Genomic DNA, 14,929 nt, shown 5'->3' with positions numbered 1-14,929 from the left:
TCGTGGCGGTTCGCACCAACATCGTCGGCATCGACAGCCCCGAAGCGCTGGAGAAGGCGCTGCGCGCGGCCTATTACCTCGCCGACGAGGGGCTTGCGACCGCGGCCTATCTCGGGCTCGCGCTCGGCAAGCCGCTGCTGCTCGAGGGCGCGCCGGGTGTCGGCAAGACCGAGGCCGCCAAAGCGATTGCCGCCGTGTTGGGCCGCCGGCTGATCCGCCTGCAATGTTACGAAGGCATCGACGCGTCCGCCGCGCTCTACGAATGGAACTATCCGCGCCAGATGCTGGCGATCCGCCAGGCCGGCGACGAGAGCATCGACATCTATGGCGAGACGTTCTTGATCGAGCGTCCCATGCTCGCCGCGCTGCGCGCACCTGATTCCACCGTGCTGCTGATCGACGAAATCGATCGCGCCGACCAGGAGTTCGAAGCGTTCCTGCTCGAATTCTTGTCCGACTTCCAGATCTCCATTCCCGAGCGCGGCACTGTTCGCGCAGCGGAACGGCCGGTGGTCGTGCTGACCTCCAACCGCACACGCGACTTGCACGAAGCCTTGCGCCGACGCTGCGTCTATCACTGGATCGACTATCCCACCCCGGAACGCGAAGCGCGCATCGTGATGATGCGGGCTTCCAGCGTCGCCGAGGCGACCGCTCGCGCGGTCGTTGCGGCAGTCGGCAAGCTCCGGCGGGAGCCGCTGAGCAAGGCGCCAGGGATCGCCGAGGCCGTGGACTGGGCCGAGGCCGCGACGTTGCTGCAGAAGGGCGGCGCGCGCTGGCCGGACGCCTTCAAGCGCTCGATCGGCGTTGCGCTCAAGGACGAAGAGGACCTGCACTTCATCTCGCCGCGGCTCGACGCTTTGCTGGCGGAGGCTTCGGCATGAGTACGGAACCGCAATTGCCACGCGCCGCGCGCGTCTTCATCTCCTTCGTCGCGCTTCTGCGCGCCAACGGTTTTGCCGTTGCGCCGGAACAGACCACGTCCTTCCTCGCCGCGATCGAACTGCTTGGCCCGCGCAGCCTCGACGACATCCGGCAGGCGGCATTGGCAACCCTGGCCCCGCCGCCCGAGCGGCGCGCCACCTTCGACCGGCTGTTCGATCTGCACTTCCGCGGCAGCGAGGCGATCGAGCGGACCGATGACGGTGAAGATGACGAGACCGTGCGGCTGCAAGAGGAAGGCCGCGGCGACGAGGAGCCGCTGCGGTCTGATGACACCAGCGAGTCGGGCCTGACTGCTACCCGTGCCGAGGCGCTGGTCGAGCGGCGGTTCGCGGTCACCGCAAGCAGCGATGTACTGCGCCGCCTCGCACGCGAGGCGCCAAGGCGCCTGCCGAAGCGGCGCGGCCATCGCCGCATGCGCGCACGTCGCGGGCCCTTCGCCGATCTGCGCCGGACCTTGCGCGACACGGTCCGCAGCGATGGCGAGATCCTGCGGCTCGGACACCTGAAGCGGCGGCAGCGCCCGCGCAAGTTCCTGCTGCTGATCGACGTCTCGGGCTCAATGAAAGCCCGTACCGAGCAGAACATGAAGCTTGCGCATGCGCTGGTGCAGGCCGCGCCCACTATCGAGGTCTTCACCTTCGGCACGCGCCTCACCCGCGTCACCCGGGCATTGCGCATCAAGCGCCGGGAGCAGGCGCTCAATGCCGCCGCTCATCTCGTCAGCGACTGGGACGGCGGCACGCGGATCGGCGACGCGCTGCAAGCCTTCCTCGCCGTGCCACGCTTCGGCGGCTATGCGCGCGGTGCCGCGGTCGTCATCGTCTCCGACGGCCTGGAGCGCGGCGAGCCCGATAGCTTGCGCGACGCAGTCGCAAAATTGTCGCGGCGCTCCTGGCGGCTGAGTTGGCTTACGCCGCTCGCAACGGCTGCCGGTTTCCGTCCGCAAACCGAAGCGTTGGTCGCCATCGAACGCTTCGTCGACGATCTCGTCGACGGCAGTTCGAGCGCGTCGATCGTTGCGCATGTGCTGGCGCTGGGACGAAGGAGAGTGGCGTGACCGGTATTGTCGACGGCCATCACCACATCTGGCGCCAGGCTGATCTGCCATGGCTGACGGGCCCGATGCAGCCGCGCATCTTCGGCCCGTACGAGGCGATCCGGCGCGACTATCCGATCGAAGAATATCTCGACGATCTCAAGGGCACCGGCGTCACCCGCTCCGTCTACGTCCAGACCAACTGGGCCAACGACCGTTTCGAGGATGAGGCCGCCTGGGTGCAGCGGACTGCCGATGAGCACGGCTGGCCGCATGCCATCGTCGCCTATGCCAATTTCGCCGCCGCGGACGTCCGTCCGCAACTCGACCGCCTGGAGCGCTATCCTCTGATGCGCGGCGTGCGCATGCAGCTCCACTGGCACGAGAACCCGCTCTATCGCTTTGCGGCGCGGCCTGATCTCTGCTGCAATCTCATGATCCGCCGCAACATCGCGCGGCTCGCCGATTATGGCTGGAGCTTTGATCTGCAGGTCTTCACACCGCAGATGCCGGATGCAGCGGATCTCGCCGACGCCTGCCCCGACGTCACTTTTATCCTGCAACATGCCGGCATGCCCGAGGATTTGTCTCCCGCGGGCCGCGCCGCCTGGCGCGTCGGCATGGGCCGTCTTGCTGCGTCCCCGAACGTCTACGTCAAGCTTTCAGGGCTCGGCACGTTTATCCACCGCAACGATGCCGCGCATATTGCCACCATTGTCGCCGACACCGTCATGATGTTCGGCGCCGAACGCTGTCTGTTCGGCTCGAACTTCCCGATTGAGAAATTGTGGACCAGCTATCGCGAGCTGGTAGACGCGTTCAGCGCTGCCGCTGCGCCACTGAACGACGCGCAGCGCCAGGCCATTTTCAGGACAACCGCGACGAGCGTCTACCGGCTTGGACCGTAGAGGCAGCAAAGAGAGACAGGGAGGGGAAAGAATGCCGCTGGAGATCAAGATCCTGGACTATGGCGATATCGAGCTGGAATCGAGCTTTCTGGTTCTCGGCCGCGACTGCGGCCGCACCCGGCGCGTCCTCACCCTCGGCTTCCTGATCCTTGGCGGCCCCTATCCGGTCGTCGTCGACACGGGCTACCGCTCCAACCAGATCATGGAAACGCTGGGCATGCGTGGCTTGCAGTATCACGAGCACATGATCGAGAACCAGCTTGCGCGCCACGGCGTGCGCATGGGTGACGTCCGCTTCGTCTGTCACACCCATCTGCACATCGACCACGCCGGCAAGGACGATCTGTTCCCGATGAACACGACGGTCGTCGTCAACCGCCGCGAGCTCGAATATTCGGTCTCCGGCCTGATGCACCCGCAATATCCGGCGCCCGACATCAAGCATCTGATCGACCGTCTGCACACCAAGAGCGCGCTGCGCTTCCTCGACCTCGAGATCACCGGTCCCATCGAGCTGATGCCCGGTGTCTATTGCGACGCTGCGAACGCGCACACCGAAGGCTCGATGAACATCATCGTCCACACTGCTGATGGCATCGCGACCATCTGCGGCGACGTGATCTACGATTTCAACGACCAGATCGTCACACCCTTCCACGAGATCCACGACTGGGAGCCGCGCACGACCGGCAATCACGGCACGACCAAGCGCGCCGAGAAGGCGGCGATCAAGAAGCTGCTCAGCAATTCGCGGTACCTGCTGCCGGTGCACGACCGGCCCGCCAAGATCGAAGGCGGCAATGTCGTGGGACGGCTGCATGACCAGGTCCCCGGACCGATCGTGCAGTCGTTGCCGCAGCGTAACTGGTTCCCCGCCTGATATTCCGAAGGGAGCGACCGATGACCCACGTCACCTTGCGTTCCGAATTCGAGACCCTGATCGACCCCTATGCGCCGGTCGGCCAGGTCGGCACGGGTTTTGACTTCACGGAAGGGCCGATCTGGCATCCGGTCGATCACTACCTGCTGTTCTCGGACATGCCGGGCGACGTGCGCCGGCGCTGGGATGCGCGGCGCGGTGTCGTCGAGGTCAAGCGCCCCGCGAACAAGTGCAACGGCATGACCTATGATGCCGAGCTGAACCTGATCGTCTGCGAGCACGCGACGTCGTCGCTGATCCGCGAACGGCCCGATGGCCGGCGCGAGGTGCTGGCCTCGCACTTCCAGGGTCAGGAGCTCAACAGCCCCAACGATGTCTGCGTGCATTCCTCGGGCGCGATCTATTTCTCGGATCCCTGGTATGGCCGCATGCCGGTCTACGGCGTCGAACGGCCGCGGCAGCTCGGCTTCCAGGGCGTCTATCGCGTCATGCCCGGCGGCGAGCCGCAGCTCGTGGTCGAGCGCACCCTGTTTGACCAGCCGAACGGGCTTTGCTTCTCGCCGGACGAGAAGCTGCTCTATGTCAACGATACCGTGCAGGCGCTGATCCGGGTGTTCGATGTCAGCACCGACGGATCGCTCGGCAACGCGCGCGTGTTCGCAAGCGGCATCAAGTCGGAGCTCGAACCCGGCGTGCCCGACGGCATGAAGTGCGATCAGCACGGCAATGTCTGGGTCACTGCGCCGGGCGGTGTCTGGGTCTATTCGCCGAGGGGCGAGTTGCTCGGCAAGGTGCGGGTACCGGAGCTCGTCGCCAACCTCGCTTGGGGCGGCCCGGATTTCCGCACGCTCTATCTCACCGCGACGCATTCGGTCTACGCGATCCCGACCAGAACGGGGCCGCGGCACGAAGCCTATATGAGCGGCAAGCGCGGCGGTGCGGGCGCGAGCGCCTCCGCAGCCGCGCCGATCCTGACCGACGGCGAATTGCGGCTCGATCCGCAGCGCTGCGCCATGATCATCCAGGACCTGCAGAACGACGTCGTCATGGAAGGCGGCGCCTTTGCCGAGTCCGGCGCCCCCGTGCATGCGCGCCAGCAGAACGTGATCGAAAACGTGCGTAGGCTTGCGGAAGCCGCGCGCTCCCGCGGTGTTGCCATCATCCATGTCTGGTTCGTGGTCGAGCCCGGCGCGCCCGGCGTCACATTGAACGCGCCGTTGTTCGAGGGGCTGGTCGACAGCAAGGCGATGGTGCGCGGGAGCTGGGGCGCTGCGCCCGTGTCCGGCCTCGAGCCGCGGCCCGGCGATTTCGTGGTCGAGAAGATGCGCATGAGCGCGTGGGAAGGCACGAAGCTCGAGACGGTCCTCAAGGCGACGGGGCGCGACATGATCATCAACACCGGCGCTTGGACCAACATGTCCGTCGAGCACACCGCGCGAACCGGTGCGGACAAGGGCTATTTCATGATCGTGCCGGAGGATTGCTGCTCGACCATGAATGCCGACTGGCACAACGCGTCAGTGAACTTCGCCATGCAGAACGTCGCCGTCGTCACCAAGGCCGAGACCGTCATCAGAGCGCTGGGATGAGCGGTGGCAAAGCTCCTGCACCTGTCCTGCTCGCCGCGCGCCGACTCCGAGTCGAGTGCCGGCGCGCGCGTCTTTCTTGACGGGTTTTGTCAGGTGCACCCGGACTGGGACGTCGACGTGATGGACCTCTGGCGAGAGCGCATGCCGGAGTTCGTCGGCCCGATCGTCGAGGCGAAGTATGCGCGCATGAAGGCGCAGGCCTTTAACGACGCACAGCGGGACAGCTTTGCCGAAGCCGAGCGGATGGCGTTACGCTTTTCGCTCGCCGACCGCGTGCTGATCTCGACGCCGATGTGGAATTTCGGCATCCCCTACAAGCTGAAGCAGTGGTTCGACGTGATCATCCAGCCCGGGCTGACCTTTCGCCTCGATCCATCGCAGGGCTATTTTCCGCTGCTCAAGGACCGCCCCACGCTGGTGATCCTGGCTAGCGGCAGCGATTATTCGACCGGGATGAATCGCGGCCGCCTTGGCATGGCCACGCCCTATTTGCGCGAGGCGCTGCGCTTCATCGGCGTGAGCGACGTGCGCTTCGTGCCGATCGGCCCCACGGCGGGACCGGCCGAACCGATCCGCGCCGCGCGCGACAGCGCCCACCGCCGCCTCGCTGAGATGGCGAGGCGGTTCTGACGCTTACGAGCCAGCCCGCGCCTTCCGCGCAGCGATCTGCTGGAGCGCCCAGCGCGCGTTCTTGCGCACGTCGGGATCGGGGTCGTTGGCGACAACGGCGAGATACGCCTCGCCCTCGGGATCGGCGATCTCGCCGAGCGCAGCGGCCGCTTCCTTGCGGAGGTTGGCCTGCTCGTGGTTGATGCCATTGCCGATCGGACGCACCGCGCGCTCGATCTTCATCTTGCCGAGGCTGCGGATGGCCTTGAGCCGGACCTGCCAGAACTGGTCTGCAAGCGTCGCAATGAGCTGGTCGGCGGCGAGCGAACCGTTGACGTTGAGCCCCAGCGTTTCGGCAGCCATCTCCCGGACCATCCAGTCGTCGTCCTTTAGCGCGCGGGTGATCGTCTCCGCGGCCGGCTTCATCTGCGAGAAGGCGAGCGCACTCACCGCGGCGCGGCGTACATGGGCGTCGGGATCGTGGATCAGCGCGGTCAGCGCCGGAATCGACTCTTCGAGCTTCAGGAAGCCGATGACGCCGATCGCCTGCACGCGCACGGCCGCGTCGGTATCCTGGAGCGCTTCCAGCGCCGGCTTCAGCGTGTCCTTGCGGCGCAACTCCTTGAGCGCGCGCAGCGCGCCCATGCGGACGAAGGCGTGGGCATGCCTCACCAGCGGCAGGATGACGTCGGCGCAGGCCGGATCCTTGAACTCGGCCATGCCGTCGGCGGCGGCCGACGCCACGATCCGCTCGGGGTCGACGAGCAGCTTGACGAGCGCGCTCGCCGCCTCCGGCCCGTCGAACTCGCCGAGCGCCATCGCGACCTGCTGGCGCACGCCGGCGTCGGGATCGGACACCATGTTGGCGAGATGACCGACCGCGGCGGGATCGCCGGAATGGCCGAGCGCGATGATGGCCACCCGACGTTCCGCGGGGTCCGCGGCCTGAAGCCGTTCGTCGGCGTCGTCGAGGTCGTCGTAGGATTCGAACGGGCTCGACATGCTCACCTCAAGAGATAGGGAATGTTGACGGTCACCGCGCCAGTCGGGCAATCCGCCTCGCAGGGCATGCAGTACCAGCACTCGTCATAAGCCATATAGGCCTTGCCGGTCATATCGCTGATACGGAGCACATCGAGTGGGCAGACATCGACGCAGACCGTGCAGCCCTTGTCGGCGATGCATTTGGCGTCGTCGACCACCACCGGGACCGAGGTCTCATAGGAAGCGAGAGGCATCGTCAAATCTCCTGTTGTGTTGCTCTTCGGCGGCTCAGGCGCTCGCCCGGATGCGCTGCTTGTCGTAGAGGTCCTTCTCGTCGTCGGCGATCGGCACGACATAAGGTTCGACCGCACGCTTCTCGCTCGTCATCTTGCCGTCCTGCTTGCTCAGCAGCGTGTGGCAGAACCAGTTTTCGTTGTCCTTCTCCGGGAAATCCGTGCGCCAGTGGTAGAGGCCCCAGCGGCTCTCCTCGCGGTACAGCGAGGCGTGGGCCGCCATATCCGCGCAATCCATGATCGACTGCACCTCGAGCGCGCGGAGCAGCTCGTGCGCGTTGCGGGCGATCATGCGGTCCTGCATGTCTTCCCGCACCTCGGCGAGGCGGCGCATGCCGAGCTCGTATTTGCGGGTGACCTTCGGCGGCTGGAGATAGTCGTTCACCACGCGACGCGTCTTGTATTCGATCTGGTTCGGCGGAATGCCGTCCTCGCGCGTGGTCGGCGCCATCAGACGCTCGCGCTCCATCGCCACCTCGCTCGCATCGAACTCCCCAAAGTCGTGACTGTCGGCAAACTCCATCGCGTCGATGCCGGCGACCGAGCCGTTGGTGAAGGCACCCAGCATGTAGTTATGCGGCACGCTCGCCATGTCGCCCGCAGCATAGAGGCCCGGCACGGTGGTGCGCGCATTGTCGTCGACGAACACGCCGGAGGCGCTGTGGCCGGAGCAGAAGCCGATCTCGGAGATGTGCATCTCGATCGACTCGCTGCGGTAGTCAACGCCGCGTCCCTGCTGGAACAGGCCGCGCGTCGGCCGCTCGACCTTGTGCAGAGTCGATTCGATCTCCGAAATGGTGTCGGGATGGAGATGCTTGAGCTGGAGGAACACCGGCCCCTTGCCGGACAAGAGCTCGTTGTAGAACTCCAGCATCATCTGTCCGGACCAGTAGTCGCATTCGATGAAGCGCGAACCTTCGTTGTTGGCGGTGTAGGCGCCGAAAGGGCCGGCGACATAGGCGCAGGCCGGGCCGTTATAGTCCTTGATCAGCGGATTGATCTGGAAGCATTCGAGGTTCGCGAGCGCCGCACCGGCGTGATAGGCCATGGCATAGCCGTCGCCGGAATTGGCGGCGTTCTCGTAGGTGCCGAACATATAGCCGGAGGTTGGCAGCCCGAGCCGACCGGCGGCGCCCATGCACAGGATCACCGCCTTGGCCTTGATCACGAGCATCTCGGCGGTGCGCGTGTTGACGCTGATCGCGCCGGCAATGCGGCCGTCGGCGGACTTCAGCAACCGCGTCGCCATATAGCGGTTGGAGATCAGGATGCGGGCCCGGCGGAGCTGACGGTACAGCGCCTTCTTCACGGTCTCGCCGTTCGGCATCGGCAGCACGTAGGTGCCGATGTGGTGCACCTTCTTGACGGCATAGTCGCCGTTCTCGTTCTTCAGGAAGCGGATGCCGAAACTGTCGAGCTCCTCGATGATCTTGTAACAATTCTGCGCGTATTTATAGACCGCCTTCTGATCGACGATGCCGTCGTTCGCGATGGTGATCTCCTTGGTGTACTGCTCGGGCGTCGCGTAGCCGGGAATGACGGCGTTGTTCAGCCCGTCCATGCCCATCGAGATTGCGCCGGAGCGCTTGACGTTGGCTTTTTCGAGCAGGACGACGTTGGCCTTCGGATTCCTGAGTTTCGCCTTCAGTGCCGCCATCGGACCGGCCGTGCCGCCGCCGATGACCAGCACATCGCAGGAAACCTCCGAAAGTCCGTCGACGATCTGATCTAGTGCCATCGCTTGCTCCTGGTTCGCCGGCATGTCCGGCGCCTTTGCATCAGAGTTGTTCAGGTGGGGTCCCGGCGATAGCAATTAGTTGTCGCCGGAGAGAGATTTGCCCTCACCGCTCCACGAACGCTTTCTCGATCACGAAGTGGCCGGGCTGGCTGTGATTGCCTTCGGCAAAACCGCGATCCCTGAACATCACGTGGAGCTCTTCGAGCATCTCGGGGCTGCCACAGAGCATGATGCGATCGGTCTCGCGGTCGAGGCCGGGCTGGCCGATGTCCTCGAAGAGCTGGTTCGACGCGATGAGGTCGGTGATGCGGCCGCGATTGCGGAACGGCTCGCGCGTGACGGTCGGGTAATAGATCAGTTTGTCCCTGATCAGGGGACCAAGGAATTCATGGCTACGCAGGCTGTCGACCAGGTGCTCGCCATAGGCGAGTTCGGAAACCTGGCGGCAGCCATGGGCGAGCACGATGGTCTCATAGTTCTCATAGACGTCGGGGTCCTTGATCAGGCTTGCGAACGGTGCGAGGCCCGTGCCGGTGGACAGCAGGAGCAGCCGCTTTCCCGGAATGAGATTACCGGTGATCAGCGTGCCCGTGGGCTTGCGGCCGACCAGGATGATGTCACCCTCCCTGATCTTCTGGAGCCGCGAAGTGAGCGGACCATCCGGCACCTTGATCGAGAAGAACTCGAGATTCTCCTCGTGATTGGCGCTCGCCATGCTGTAGGCGCGCATCAGCGGCCGGCCGTCGACCTCGAGCCCGATCATGGCGAACTGGCCGTTCTGGAAGCGGAAGCCGGGATCGCGTGTCGCGGTGAAGCTGAACAGGGATTCCGTCCAGTGCTTGACCGAGAGGACCGTCTCCTTCTGAAAAGCGCTCATCGTTCGTCTCTCCTTGCTTGCCCGATGCCGGGGAAAGTTTCGGAGAGGAGCAGTTCCCGCAACGGCGAACTGCCGTTCCCGGTCGATTAGTTTCACATTTCGCGGGCAATGATCGAGGAGGAGGCAGCCGCGCTGTGCTCGTGATTGTCGCGTCCGCTCAAGTCCGGCAATTAGTTGCTATCGGGACGCTTTCTTTGCCGGCTAGGAGGAGACTGGAGGCTTGCCATGACCATGACTGCACTGGTCGCACCAACGGTGACCGACTACGCAACAAGCGCCGATCTCGCGACACTCGTCGTGCGCACCGCGCACGATGGCGAGATCATGCTCGGCGCCGAGCAGCTCCGCCTCTCCTGCAAATGCGCCCACTGCACCCGCGCCCGCTTCGACGGCCGCTTCCCCCAGGCGTTTCCGGGCATCGCCATTACGGAGATCGGCGACCTCGGCTACGGGTTGAACATCTCGTTCTCGGACGGTCACAACCGCGGGATCTACCCGAAGCCGTATCTGCTGAATTTGGCGGGGCGGTAGACCGAAGCAGACTCGGCATTGGTGCGAGCGCGGGCCCCAAGCTCCTCTGTCATTCCCCGCGAAAGCGGGGAATCCAGTACGCCGCGGCCTCTCCGTAACTCATTGCTGTCTCTGGAATACTGGATCGCCCGCCTTCTCGGGCGATGACAGAGGAGTGGACGGCGCCGGCCTGCCACAAGCGTTCCCCTAAGAGGCCTGTCCCGCGCCCCGTCTGGCACGGACATTGCTCCTCTTTAGAACGGTTTGAACATCCGGAGGCAAATGATGTTGCAGGCGGCGAATGCGGTTCGCGGGACTGTTCCCGCAACGGTCCGGCCTGCCGGAAGCTCCTCGCTGCTGCTCACCGAGAACCAGCAGTGGATCGGTGGACCTCCGCCGCTGATGGACAAGCTGACCCCGCGCGAGCGCGAATTGGTGCTGAAGCAGGGGCGCCGAAAGGTGCTCAACCGCGGCCAGACGCTGTTCAGCCAGGGCGGCAAGCATGACGGCATCTGGCTGATCGAGAGCGGCCGCGTCCGCGTCTTCTACACCTCGCCGCTGGGCCGCGAGATCACGCTCGCCTACTGGCATGTCGGCAATTTCGTCGGCGGCCCCGAAGTGTTCGAAGGCACCGTGCACCAATGGTCAGGGGTTGCATCCAGCAATTGCTGCGTCGTGCACCTTCCCGGAAAGGAGCTGCGAACACTCGCGGCCGAAATCCCCAACCTCGCGATTGGCCTGATCGAAGGGCTGACCTTCAAGGGCAAATGCTATTCGGCGCTGGCGCAGATGCTGGGAACGCGCTCGATCACCCAGCGCCTTGCGCATCTGATGCTCCACCTCGTCGAGCTCTACGGCGTGGAAGACGCTGACGGCACGGTGATCGCCGCAGCGTTCACCCATGCCGACATCGCCCACATGGTCGGCGCGACCCGGCAATGGGTCACGATCAGCCTGAAGCGCATGCAGGAGAAGGGAATCGTTCAGACAAGGCGCTCCCAGATCGTGGTCTGCCGTCCCGGCATCCTGGAGGAGATGCGCGGCCAGGCGTCCGATTAAGACTGGTGCACATGCAATTGGCTTTCAACTGCGAAACTGCCCAAGGAGTATGCAACCGGTCTTTCCCGGCAACTAATCGACTGCGACGGTAAATCCGGATTTGCCCTGCCCGCCCCCTCAACCAATCATGGCAACCACAGCACATCCAACCGAATGAGGATGAGAATGGTCCGCCATCTTCCCACGCTCTCGATCGCGATGTCGGTGACATCGCTGGCGCTCTTGCTGGCGCAGCCCGCGACGGCGGAGACAGTCACCTTCGGTATCGGCACGCAGGACACCACGACCAACACGGTCACCGCCGGCGTCGTGATCCGGCAGCTTCACCTCCTCGAAAAATATCTGCCAACCGACGGCAAATACGCCAACATCAAGTTCGAGCTGGAATGGCAGAATTTTACGTCCGGTCCGCCCGTCACCAATGCGATGATGGCGAACAAGCTCCAGATCGGCATGATGGGCGACTATCCGCTGATCGTGAACGGCTTCACCTTCGAGAGCAATCCCGAGAGCAAGAGCCGGCTGATCGGCGTTGCCGCCTACAGCCTCTCCGGCTCCGGCAACGGCATCGTCGTCCACAAGGATTCGCCCTACTACGATCTCGCCGATCTCAAGGGCAAGCTTGTCAGCGTGCCCTTCGGCTCAGCCGCGCACGGCATGGTGCTGAAGGCGATGCAGGACCGCGGCTATGCGTCCGACTTCTTCCAGCTCGTGAGCCAAAGCCCCGAGGTCGGCTCGACCAATCTCCAGGAGAAGAAGATCGACGCCCATGCCGACTTCGTTCCGTTCGCCGAGCTGCTGCCGTTCCGCGGCTTCGCGCGCAAGATTTTTGACGGCGTCGAGACCAACCTTCCGACCTTTCACGGCATCGTCGTGCGCACCGACTTCGCCGAAAAATATCCGGAGGTCGTCGTCGCCTACATGAAGGCGATCATCGCAGCCAATCAGTGGCTGCGCGACGATCCCAAGCTGGCGGCCGAGAAGATCCAGGAATGGACCGGCATCAGCAAGGAGGTCGTCTACATCTTCCTAGGTCCCAGCGGCAACATGACCACCGATCCCACGATCAAGCCAGCACTGATCGACGCGGCCACCACCGACGTCAAGGTGCTGCAGAATCTCGGCCGCATGAAGGAGTTCGATCCGAAGAAATGGGTCGACGACAGCTCCATCCGCAAGGCCTATGCCGAGATGAAGCTCGATTATGACGCGCAGCTCGCGAGCACCAAGAACTACGAGATCTCCGGCGAGGACAGCTTCTGCAGGAAGCCGATCGTCGATCCGCGCAAGGCCGGCGAGGTCTGGGTCGACGATGCCGGCATCCTGCCCTTCGCCAGCGCGGCCTGCACGCTCGGCGCCTATGCCGACCTCAAGGCCAAGGGCAAGAAGATCAACGTCGCCTACGTCTTCGACACCACCCGCGGCATCAAGCTGTTCGCCGACCAGGCCTTCTATGCGGTCGGCGCCGGCGACGTCGCACCGTTCCTCGTGAAGAAGGACGCGGAAACCTATGCGACCAAGATCAACGGCAAGGTTCTCGGCTTCGATGATGCCGTGAAATCGGCGGTCACCGGGGGCAAGACGTGAGCAGCAGTCCCGCCATCCTGCGCCATCAGGAGGACGCCATGCCGGCAGCCGCAGCCGTCACAGAGCCCTCGCCTGCGCCTGTCGCGACGCCGACCCCCGCGTCGCCCTCATTCGGCGCCCTGGCAGGTCGCTGGTATCGGCTCAACCAGGACAGGTTGCGTGCGACCGCCATCGGCGTGATCTCGCTCGCCGCCTTCCTGCTCGTCTGGCATCTGCTCACGACCTACCGCGTCGTGTTCTTCGTGCGTTTCACCAACGTGCCCTCACCACTGGCGGTCTATGCGAGCTTCACCAAGGCGATCCACGATCCCAAATTCCTGATGCACATCCTGCTCAGCTGCCGGCGCATATTCTTCGGCTTCTCGCTGGCTGCGATCGTCGGCGTGCCGCTCGGGCTGATCATGGGCCGCTTCAAGCTGGTCCATGAGGTGGTGTTCCCGGTTGCGGAAGTGCTGCGGCCGATCCCGGCGATCGCCTGGGTGCCGATGGCGATCATGCTGTGGCCGACCAACGAGCAGAGCATCGTCTTCATCACCTTCCTTGGATCGTTCTTCCCGATCCTGGTCAACACGCTGCACGGCATGTCGCTGGTCGATCCAGTGCTGGTACGCGCGGCGCAATGCCTGGGGGCGCGCGAGCGCTCGATCTTCCGCGAGGTGTATTTTCCGGCCTCGCTCCCGCACATCTTCACCGGCCTCACCATCGGAATGGGGGTTGCCTGGGTGTCGCTGATCGCGGCCGAGATGATCTCCGGGCAATACGGCATCGGTTACTTCACCTGGGAGGCCTATTCGCTGGTCCAATATGCCGACATCGCGCTCGGCATGATCGCCATCGGCGTGCTCGGCCTCGGATCGAGCCTGCTGATCCGCGGCGCCGGACAATTGGTGATGCCATGGAGGGCGAAATGAGCGAGATCGCGACCGCCACCCCGCAGGGACATATCGAGGTCAGGAATTTTTCGCTGATCTACGAGACCATCGACGGATCGGTCGAGGCCGTCACCAACACGCATATCCATGTCAAACCGGGGGAATTCGTCTCGATCGTCGGGCCATCGGGTTGCGGCAAGTCGACCTTCCTGAATGCGGTGGCTGGGTTTCTCAAACCCACCACCGGCACCATCACGGTCGACGGCGAACGCGTCAGTAGGCCGAGCGCCGAGCGAGGCATGGTGTTCCAGCAATATTCGCTGTTTCCCTGGAAGACGGTGCGGGAGAACGTCGAGTTCGGCCTGAAGATGCGTGGCATGCCCCGCTCGCAGCGCGAGCGCGCGGCGCGCACGCTGCTCGGGCTCGCGGGCCTCGAGGCCTTCGAGAAGCATTATCCGGAAAAGCTCTCCGGCGGCATGAAGCAGCGCGTCGGCATCGTGCGTGCGCTCGCGACGGGGCCGAAGGTGCTGCTGCTGGATGAACCCTTCGGCGCGCTGGACGCGCAGACCCGGGTGATCATGCAGCAGATCCTCACCAACATGTGGCAGCGGCTGAAGATCTCGGTCTTGTTCGTCACCCACGACATCGACGAAGCAATCTTCCTCTCCGATCGGGTCTACTGCATGACCGCGCGGCCCGGCTCGATCAAGGCGGAGATCCCGATTCCGCTGGAGCGGCCGCGACAACAATCCATGATGATGTCCTCGGAGTTCCTGGCGCTGCGCCGCGGGTTGATGTCCCTGATCCGCGAGGAAAGCCTGAAGGCGATGGGCGGCGAGATCAACGACCTCGGTATGCAAGGGCTCAACATCGAGCTGCACGGCCACTCTCTGGCGGACGTGTTGTAAGCGGCGTTCTCGTGAACTGATTTCCCTTCTCACGTTGTCGGGGAAGGTGGCGCGCACAGCACGCCGGATGAAGGGTTGCGTCCGAGAATATCATGAGCGTGTCTCTCGCGGAGAGAGACCCCTCACCCGGCTTC

Annotated in this window: 15 protein-coding genes; 11 read left to right on the top strand and 4 right to left on the bottom strand. The window is 64.3% G+C overall.

Going from position 1 to position 14,929, the window contains the following annotated elements; translation table 11 throughout:
• The first annotated feature begins 2 nt into the window (after positions 1-2).
• The 6 genes from Q2941_RS00470 to Q2941_RS00445 are packed head-to-tail and all read left to right on the top strand — an operon-like array spanning position 3 to position 5,988.
• Positions 3-884, top strand: coding sequence for an AAA family ATPase (locus tag Q2941_RS00470; protein ID WP_458191222.1), 882 nt, complete (start codon positions 3-5; stop codon positions 882-884).
• On the top strand, positions 881-2,002 hold the full coding sequence (locus tag Q2941_RS00465) for a vWA domain-containing protein (RefSeq protein WP_458191220.1): 1,122 nt from the start codon (positions 881-883) through the stop codon (positions 2,000-2,002). Before Q2941_RS00470 ends, Q2941_RS00465 begins: the two co-directional genes overlap by 4 nt.
• Entirely contained in the window at positions 1,999-2,889 is an 891-nt protein-coding gene (locus Q2941_RS00460; RefSeq protein ID WP_027521181.1) for an amidohydrolase family protein, read from the top strand. Before Q2941_RS00465 ends, Q2941_RS00460 begins: the two co-directional genes overlap by 4 nt.
• A 31-nt stretch (positions 2,890-2,920) precedes the next feature.
• Entirely contained in the window at positions 2,921-3,769 is an 849-nt protein-coding gene (locus tag Q2941_RS00455; protein WP_254113235.1) for an MBL fold metallo-hydrolase, read from the top strand.
• 20 nt (positions 3,770-3,789) lie between these two features.
• A complete protein-coding gene (locus Q2941_RS00450) occupies positions 3,790-5,358 on the top strand; it encodes an isochorismatase family protein (protein WP_458191217.1) in 1,569 nt (522 codons plus the stop codon).
• 3 nt (positions 5,359-5,361) lie between these two features.
• Positions 5,362-5,988 (top strand): FMN-dependent NADH-azoreductase, encoded by a 627-nt coding sequence (locus tag Q2941_RS00445; RefSeq protein ID WP_458191215.1) that lies wholly within the window; start codon positions 5,362-5,364, stop codon positions 5,986-5,988.
• A 3-nt stretch (positions 5,989-5,991) separates the two neighbouring features.
• On the opposite strand, the gene Q2941_RS00440 is transcribed toward Q2941_RS00445, so the two are convergent.
• The 4 genes from Q2941_RS00440 to Q2941_RS00425 form a co-directional block, all read right to left on the bottom strand.
• The gene (locus tag Q2941_RS00440; protein ID WP_027521185.1) at positions 5,992-6,969 is read right to left on the bottom strand and encodes a HEAT repeat domain-containing protein; all 978 of its coding nucleotides are present in this window, start codon (positions 6,967-6,969) and stop codon (positions 5,992-5,994) included.
• Between the two features lie 2 nt (positions 6,970-6,971).
• Entirely contained in the window at positions 6,972-7,205 is a 234-nt protein-coding gene (locus tag Q2941_RS00435; RefSeq protein ID WP_254113236.1) for a 4Fe-4S dicluster domain-containing protein, read from the bottom strand.
• 34 nt (positions 7,206-7,239) lie between these two features.
• On the bottom strand, positions 7,240-8,982 hold the full coding sequence (locus Q2941_RS00430) for a fumarate reductase/succinate dehydrogenase flavoprotein subunit (protein WP_458191213.1): 1,743 nt from the start codon (positions 8,980-8,982) through the stop codon (positions 7,240-7,242).
• A 103-nt stretch (positions 8,983-9,085) separates the two neighbouring features.
• Positions 9,086-9,859, bottom strand: a complete 774-nt coding sequence (locus Q2941_RS00425) for a ferredoxin--NADP reductase (protein ID WP_458191211.1) — start codon at positions 9,857-9,859, stop codon at positions 9,086-9,088.
• Between the two features lie 225 nt (positions 9,860-10,084).
• Between Q2941_RS00425 and Q2941_RS00420 the strand changes: the two genes are divergently transcribed.
• From Q2941_RS00420 to Q2941_RS00400, 5 genes are all read left to right on the top strand, one after another.
• Positions 10,085-10,390 carry a gamma-butyrobetaine hydroxylase-like domain-containing protein gene (locus tag Q2941_RS00420; RefSeq protein WP_254113238.1) on the top strand — a complete coding sequence of 102 codons (306 nt, stop codon included), beginning with the start codon at positions 10,085-10,087 and terminating at the stop codon, positions 10,388-10,390.
• Positions 10,391-10,651: 261 nt separating this feature from the next.
• A complete protein-coding gene (locus tag Q2941_RS00415; protein ID WP_458191209.1) occupies positions 10,652-11,428 on the top strand; it encodes a Crp/Fnr family transcriptional regulator in 777 nt (258 codons plus the stop codon).
• A 165-nt stretch (positions 11,429-11,593) separates the two neighbouring features.
• Positions 11,594-13,015, top strand: coding sequence for an ABC transporter substrate-binding protein (locus Q2941_RS00410; RefSeq protein ID WP_458191207.1), 1,422 nt, complete (start codon positions 11,594-11,596; stop codon positions 13,013-13,015).
• Positions 13,016-13,053: 38 nt separating this feature from the next.
• On the top strand, positions 13,054-13,926 hold the full coding sequence (locus Q2941_RS00405) for an ABC transporter permease (protein ID WP_458191323.1): 873 nt from the start codon (positions 13,054-13,056) through the stop codon (positions 13,924-13,926).
• Positions 13,923-14,795: an ABC transporter ATP-binding protein gene (locus Q2941_RS00400; protein WP_458191205.1), complete on the top strand. Its 873-nt coding sequence runs from the start codon at positions 13,923-13,925 to the stop codon at positions 14,793-14,795. The genes Q2941_RS00405 and Q2941_RS00400 overlap by 4 nt, the downstream gene beginning before the upstream one ends.
• The last annotated feature ends 134 nt before the right edge of the window (positions 14,796-14,929 follow it).

It is taken from the genome of Bradyrhizobium sp. UFLA05-153, assembly GCF_054185185.1.
This window is presented reverse-complemented; position numbering and strand designations above follow the sequence as displayed.

What these genes read in the sequence shown, in the direction of transcription:
- Q2941_RS00410 (WP_458191207.1), top strand. Translation starts at nt 11,594, where the DNA reads ATGGTCCGCCATCTTCCCACGCTCTCGATCGCGATGTCGGTGACATCG.
- Q2941_RS00425 (WP_458191211.1), bottom strand. Translation starts at nt 9,859, where the DNA reads ATGAGCGCTTTTCAGAAGGAGACGGTCCTCTCGGTCAAGCACTGGACG.
- Q2941_RS00440 (WP_027521185.1), bottom strand. Translation starts at nt 6,969, where the DNA reads ATGTCGAGCCCGTTCGAATCCTACGACGACCTCGACGACGCCGACGAA.
- Q2941_RS00415 (WP_458191209.1), top strand. Translation starts at nt 10,652, where the DNA reads ATGATGTTGCAGGCGGCGAATGCGGTTCGCGGGACTGTTCCCGCAACG.
- Q2941_RS00450 (WP_458191217.1), top strand. Translation starts at nt 3,790, where the DNA reads ATGACCCACGTCACCTTGCGTTCCGAATTCGAGACCCTGATCGACCCC.
- Q2941_RS00435 (WP_254113236.1), bottom strand. Translation starts at nt 7,205, where the DNA reads ATGCCTCTCGCTTCCTATGAGACCTCGGTCCCGGTGGTGGTCGACGAC.
- Q2941_RS00400 (WP_458191205.1), top strand. Translation starts at nt 13,923, where the DNA reads ATGAGCGAGATCGCGACCGCCACCCCGCAGGGACATATCGAGGTCAGG.
- Q2941_RS00455 (WP_254113235.1), top strand. Translation starts at nt 2,921, where the DNA reads ATGCCGCTGGAGATCAAGATCCTGGACTATGGCGATATCGAGCTGGAA.
- Q2941_RS00465 (WP_458191220.1), top strand. Translation starts at nt 881, where the DNA reads ATGAGTACGGAACCGCAATTGCCACGCGCCGCGCGCGTCTTCATCTCC.
- Q2941_RS00420 (WP_254113238.1), top strand. Translation starts at nt 10,085, where the DNA reads ATGACCATGACTGCACTGGTCGCACCAACGGTGACCGACTACGCAACA.
- Q2941_RS00430 (WP_458191213.1), bottom strand. Translation starts at nt 8,982, where the DNA reads ATGGCACTAGATCAGATCGTCGACGGACTTTCGGAGGTTTCCTGCGAT.
- Q2941_RS00405 (WP_458191323.1), top strand. Translation starts at nt 13,054, where the DNA reads ATGCCGGCAGCCGCAGCCGTCACAGAGCCCTCGCCTGCGCCTGTCGCG.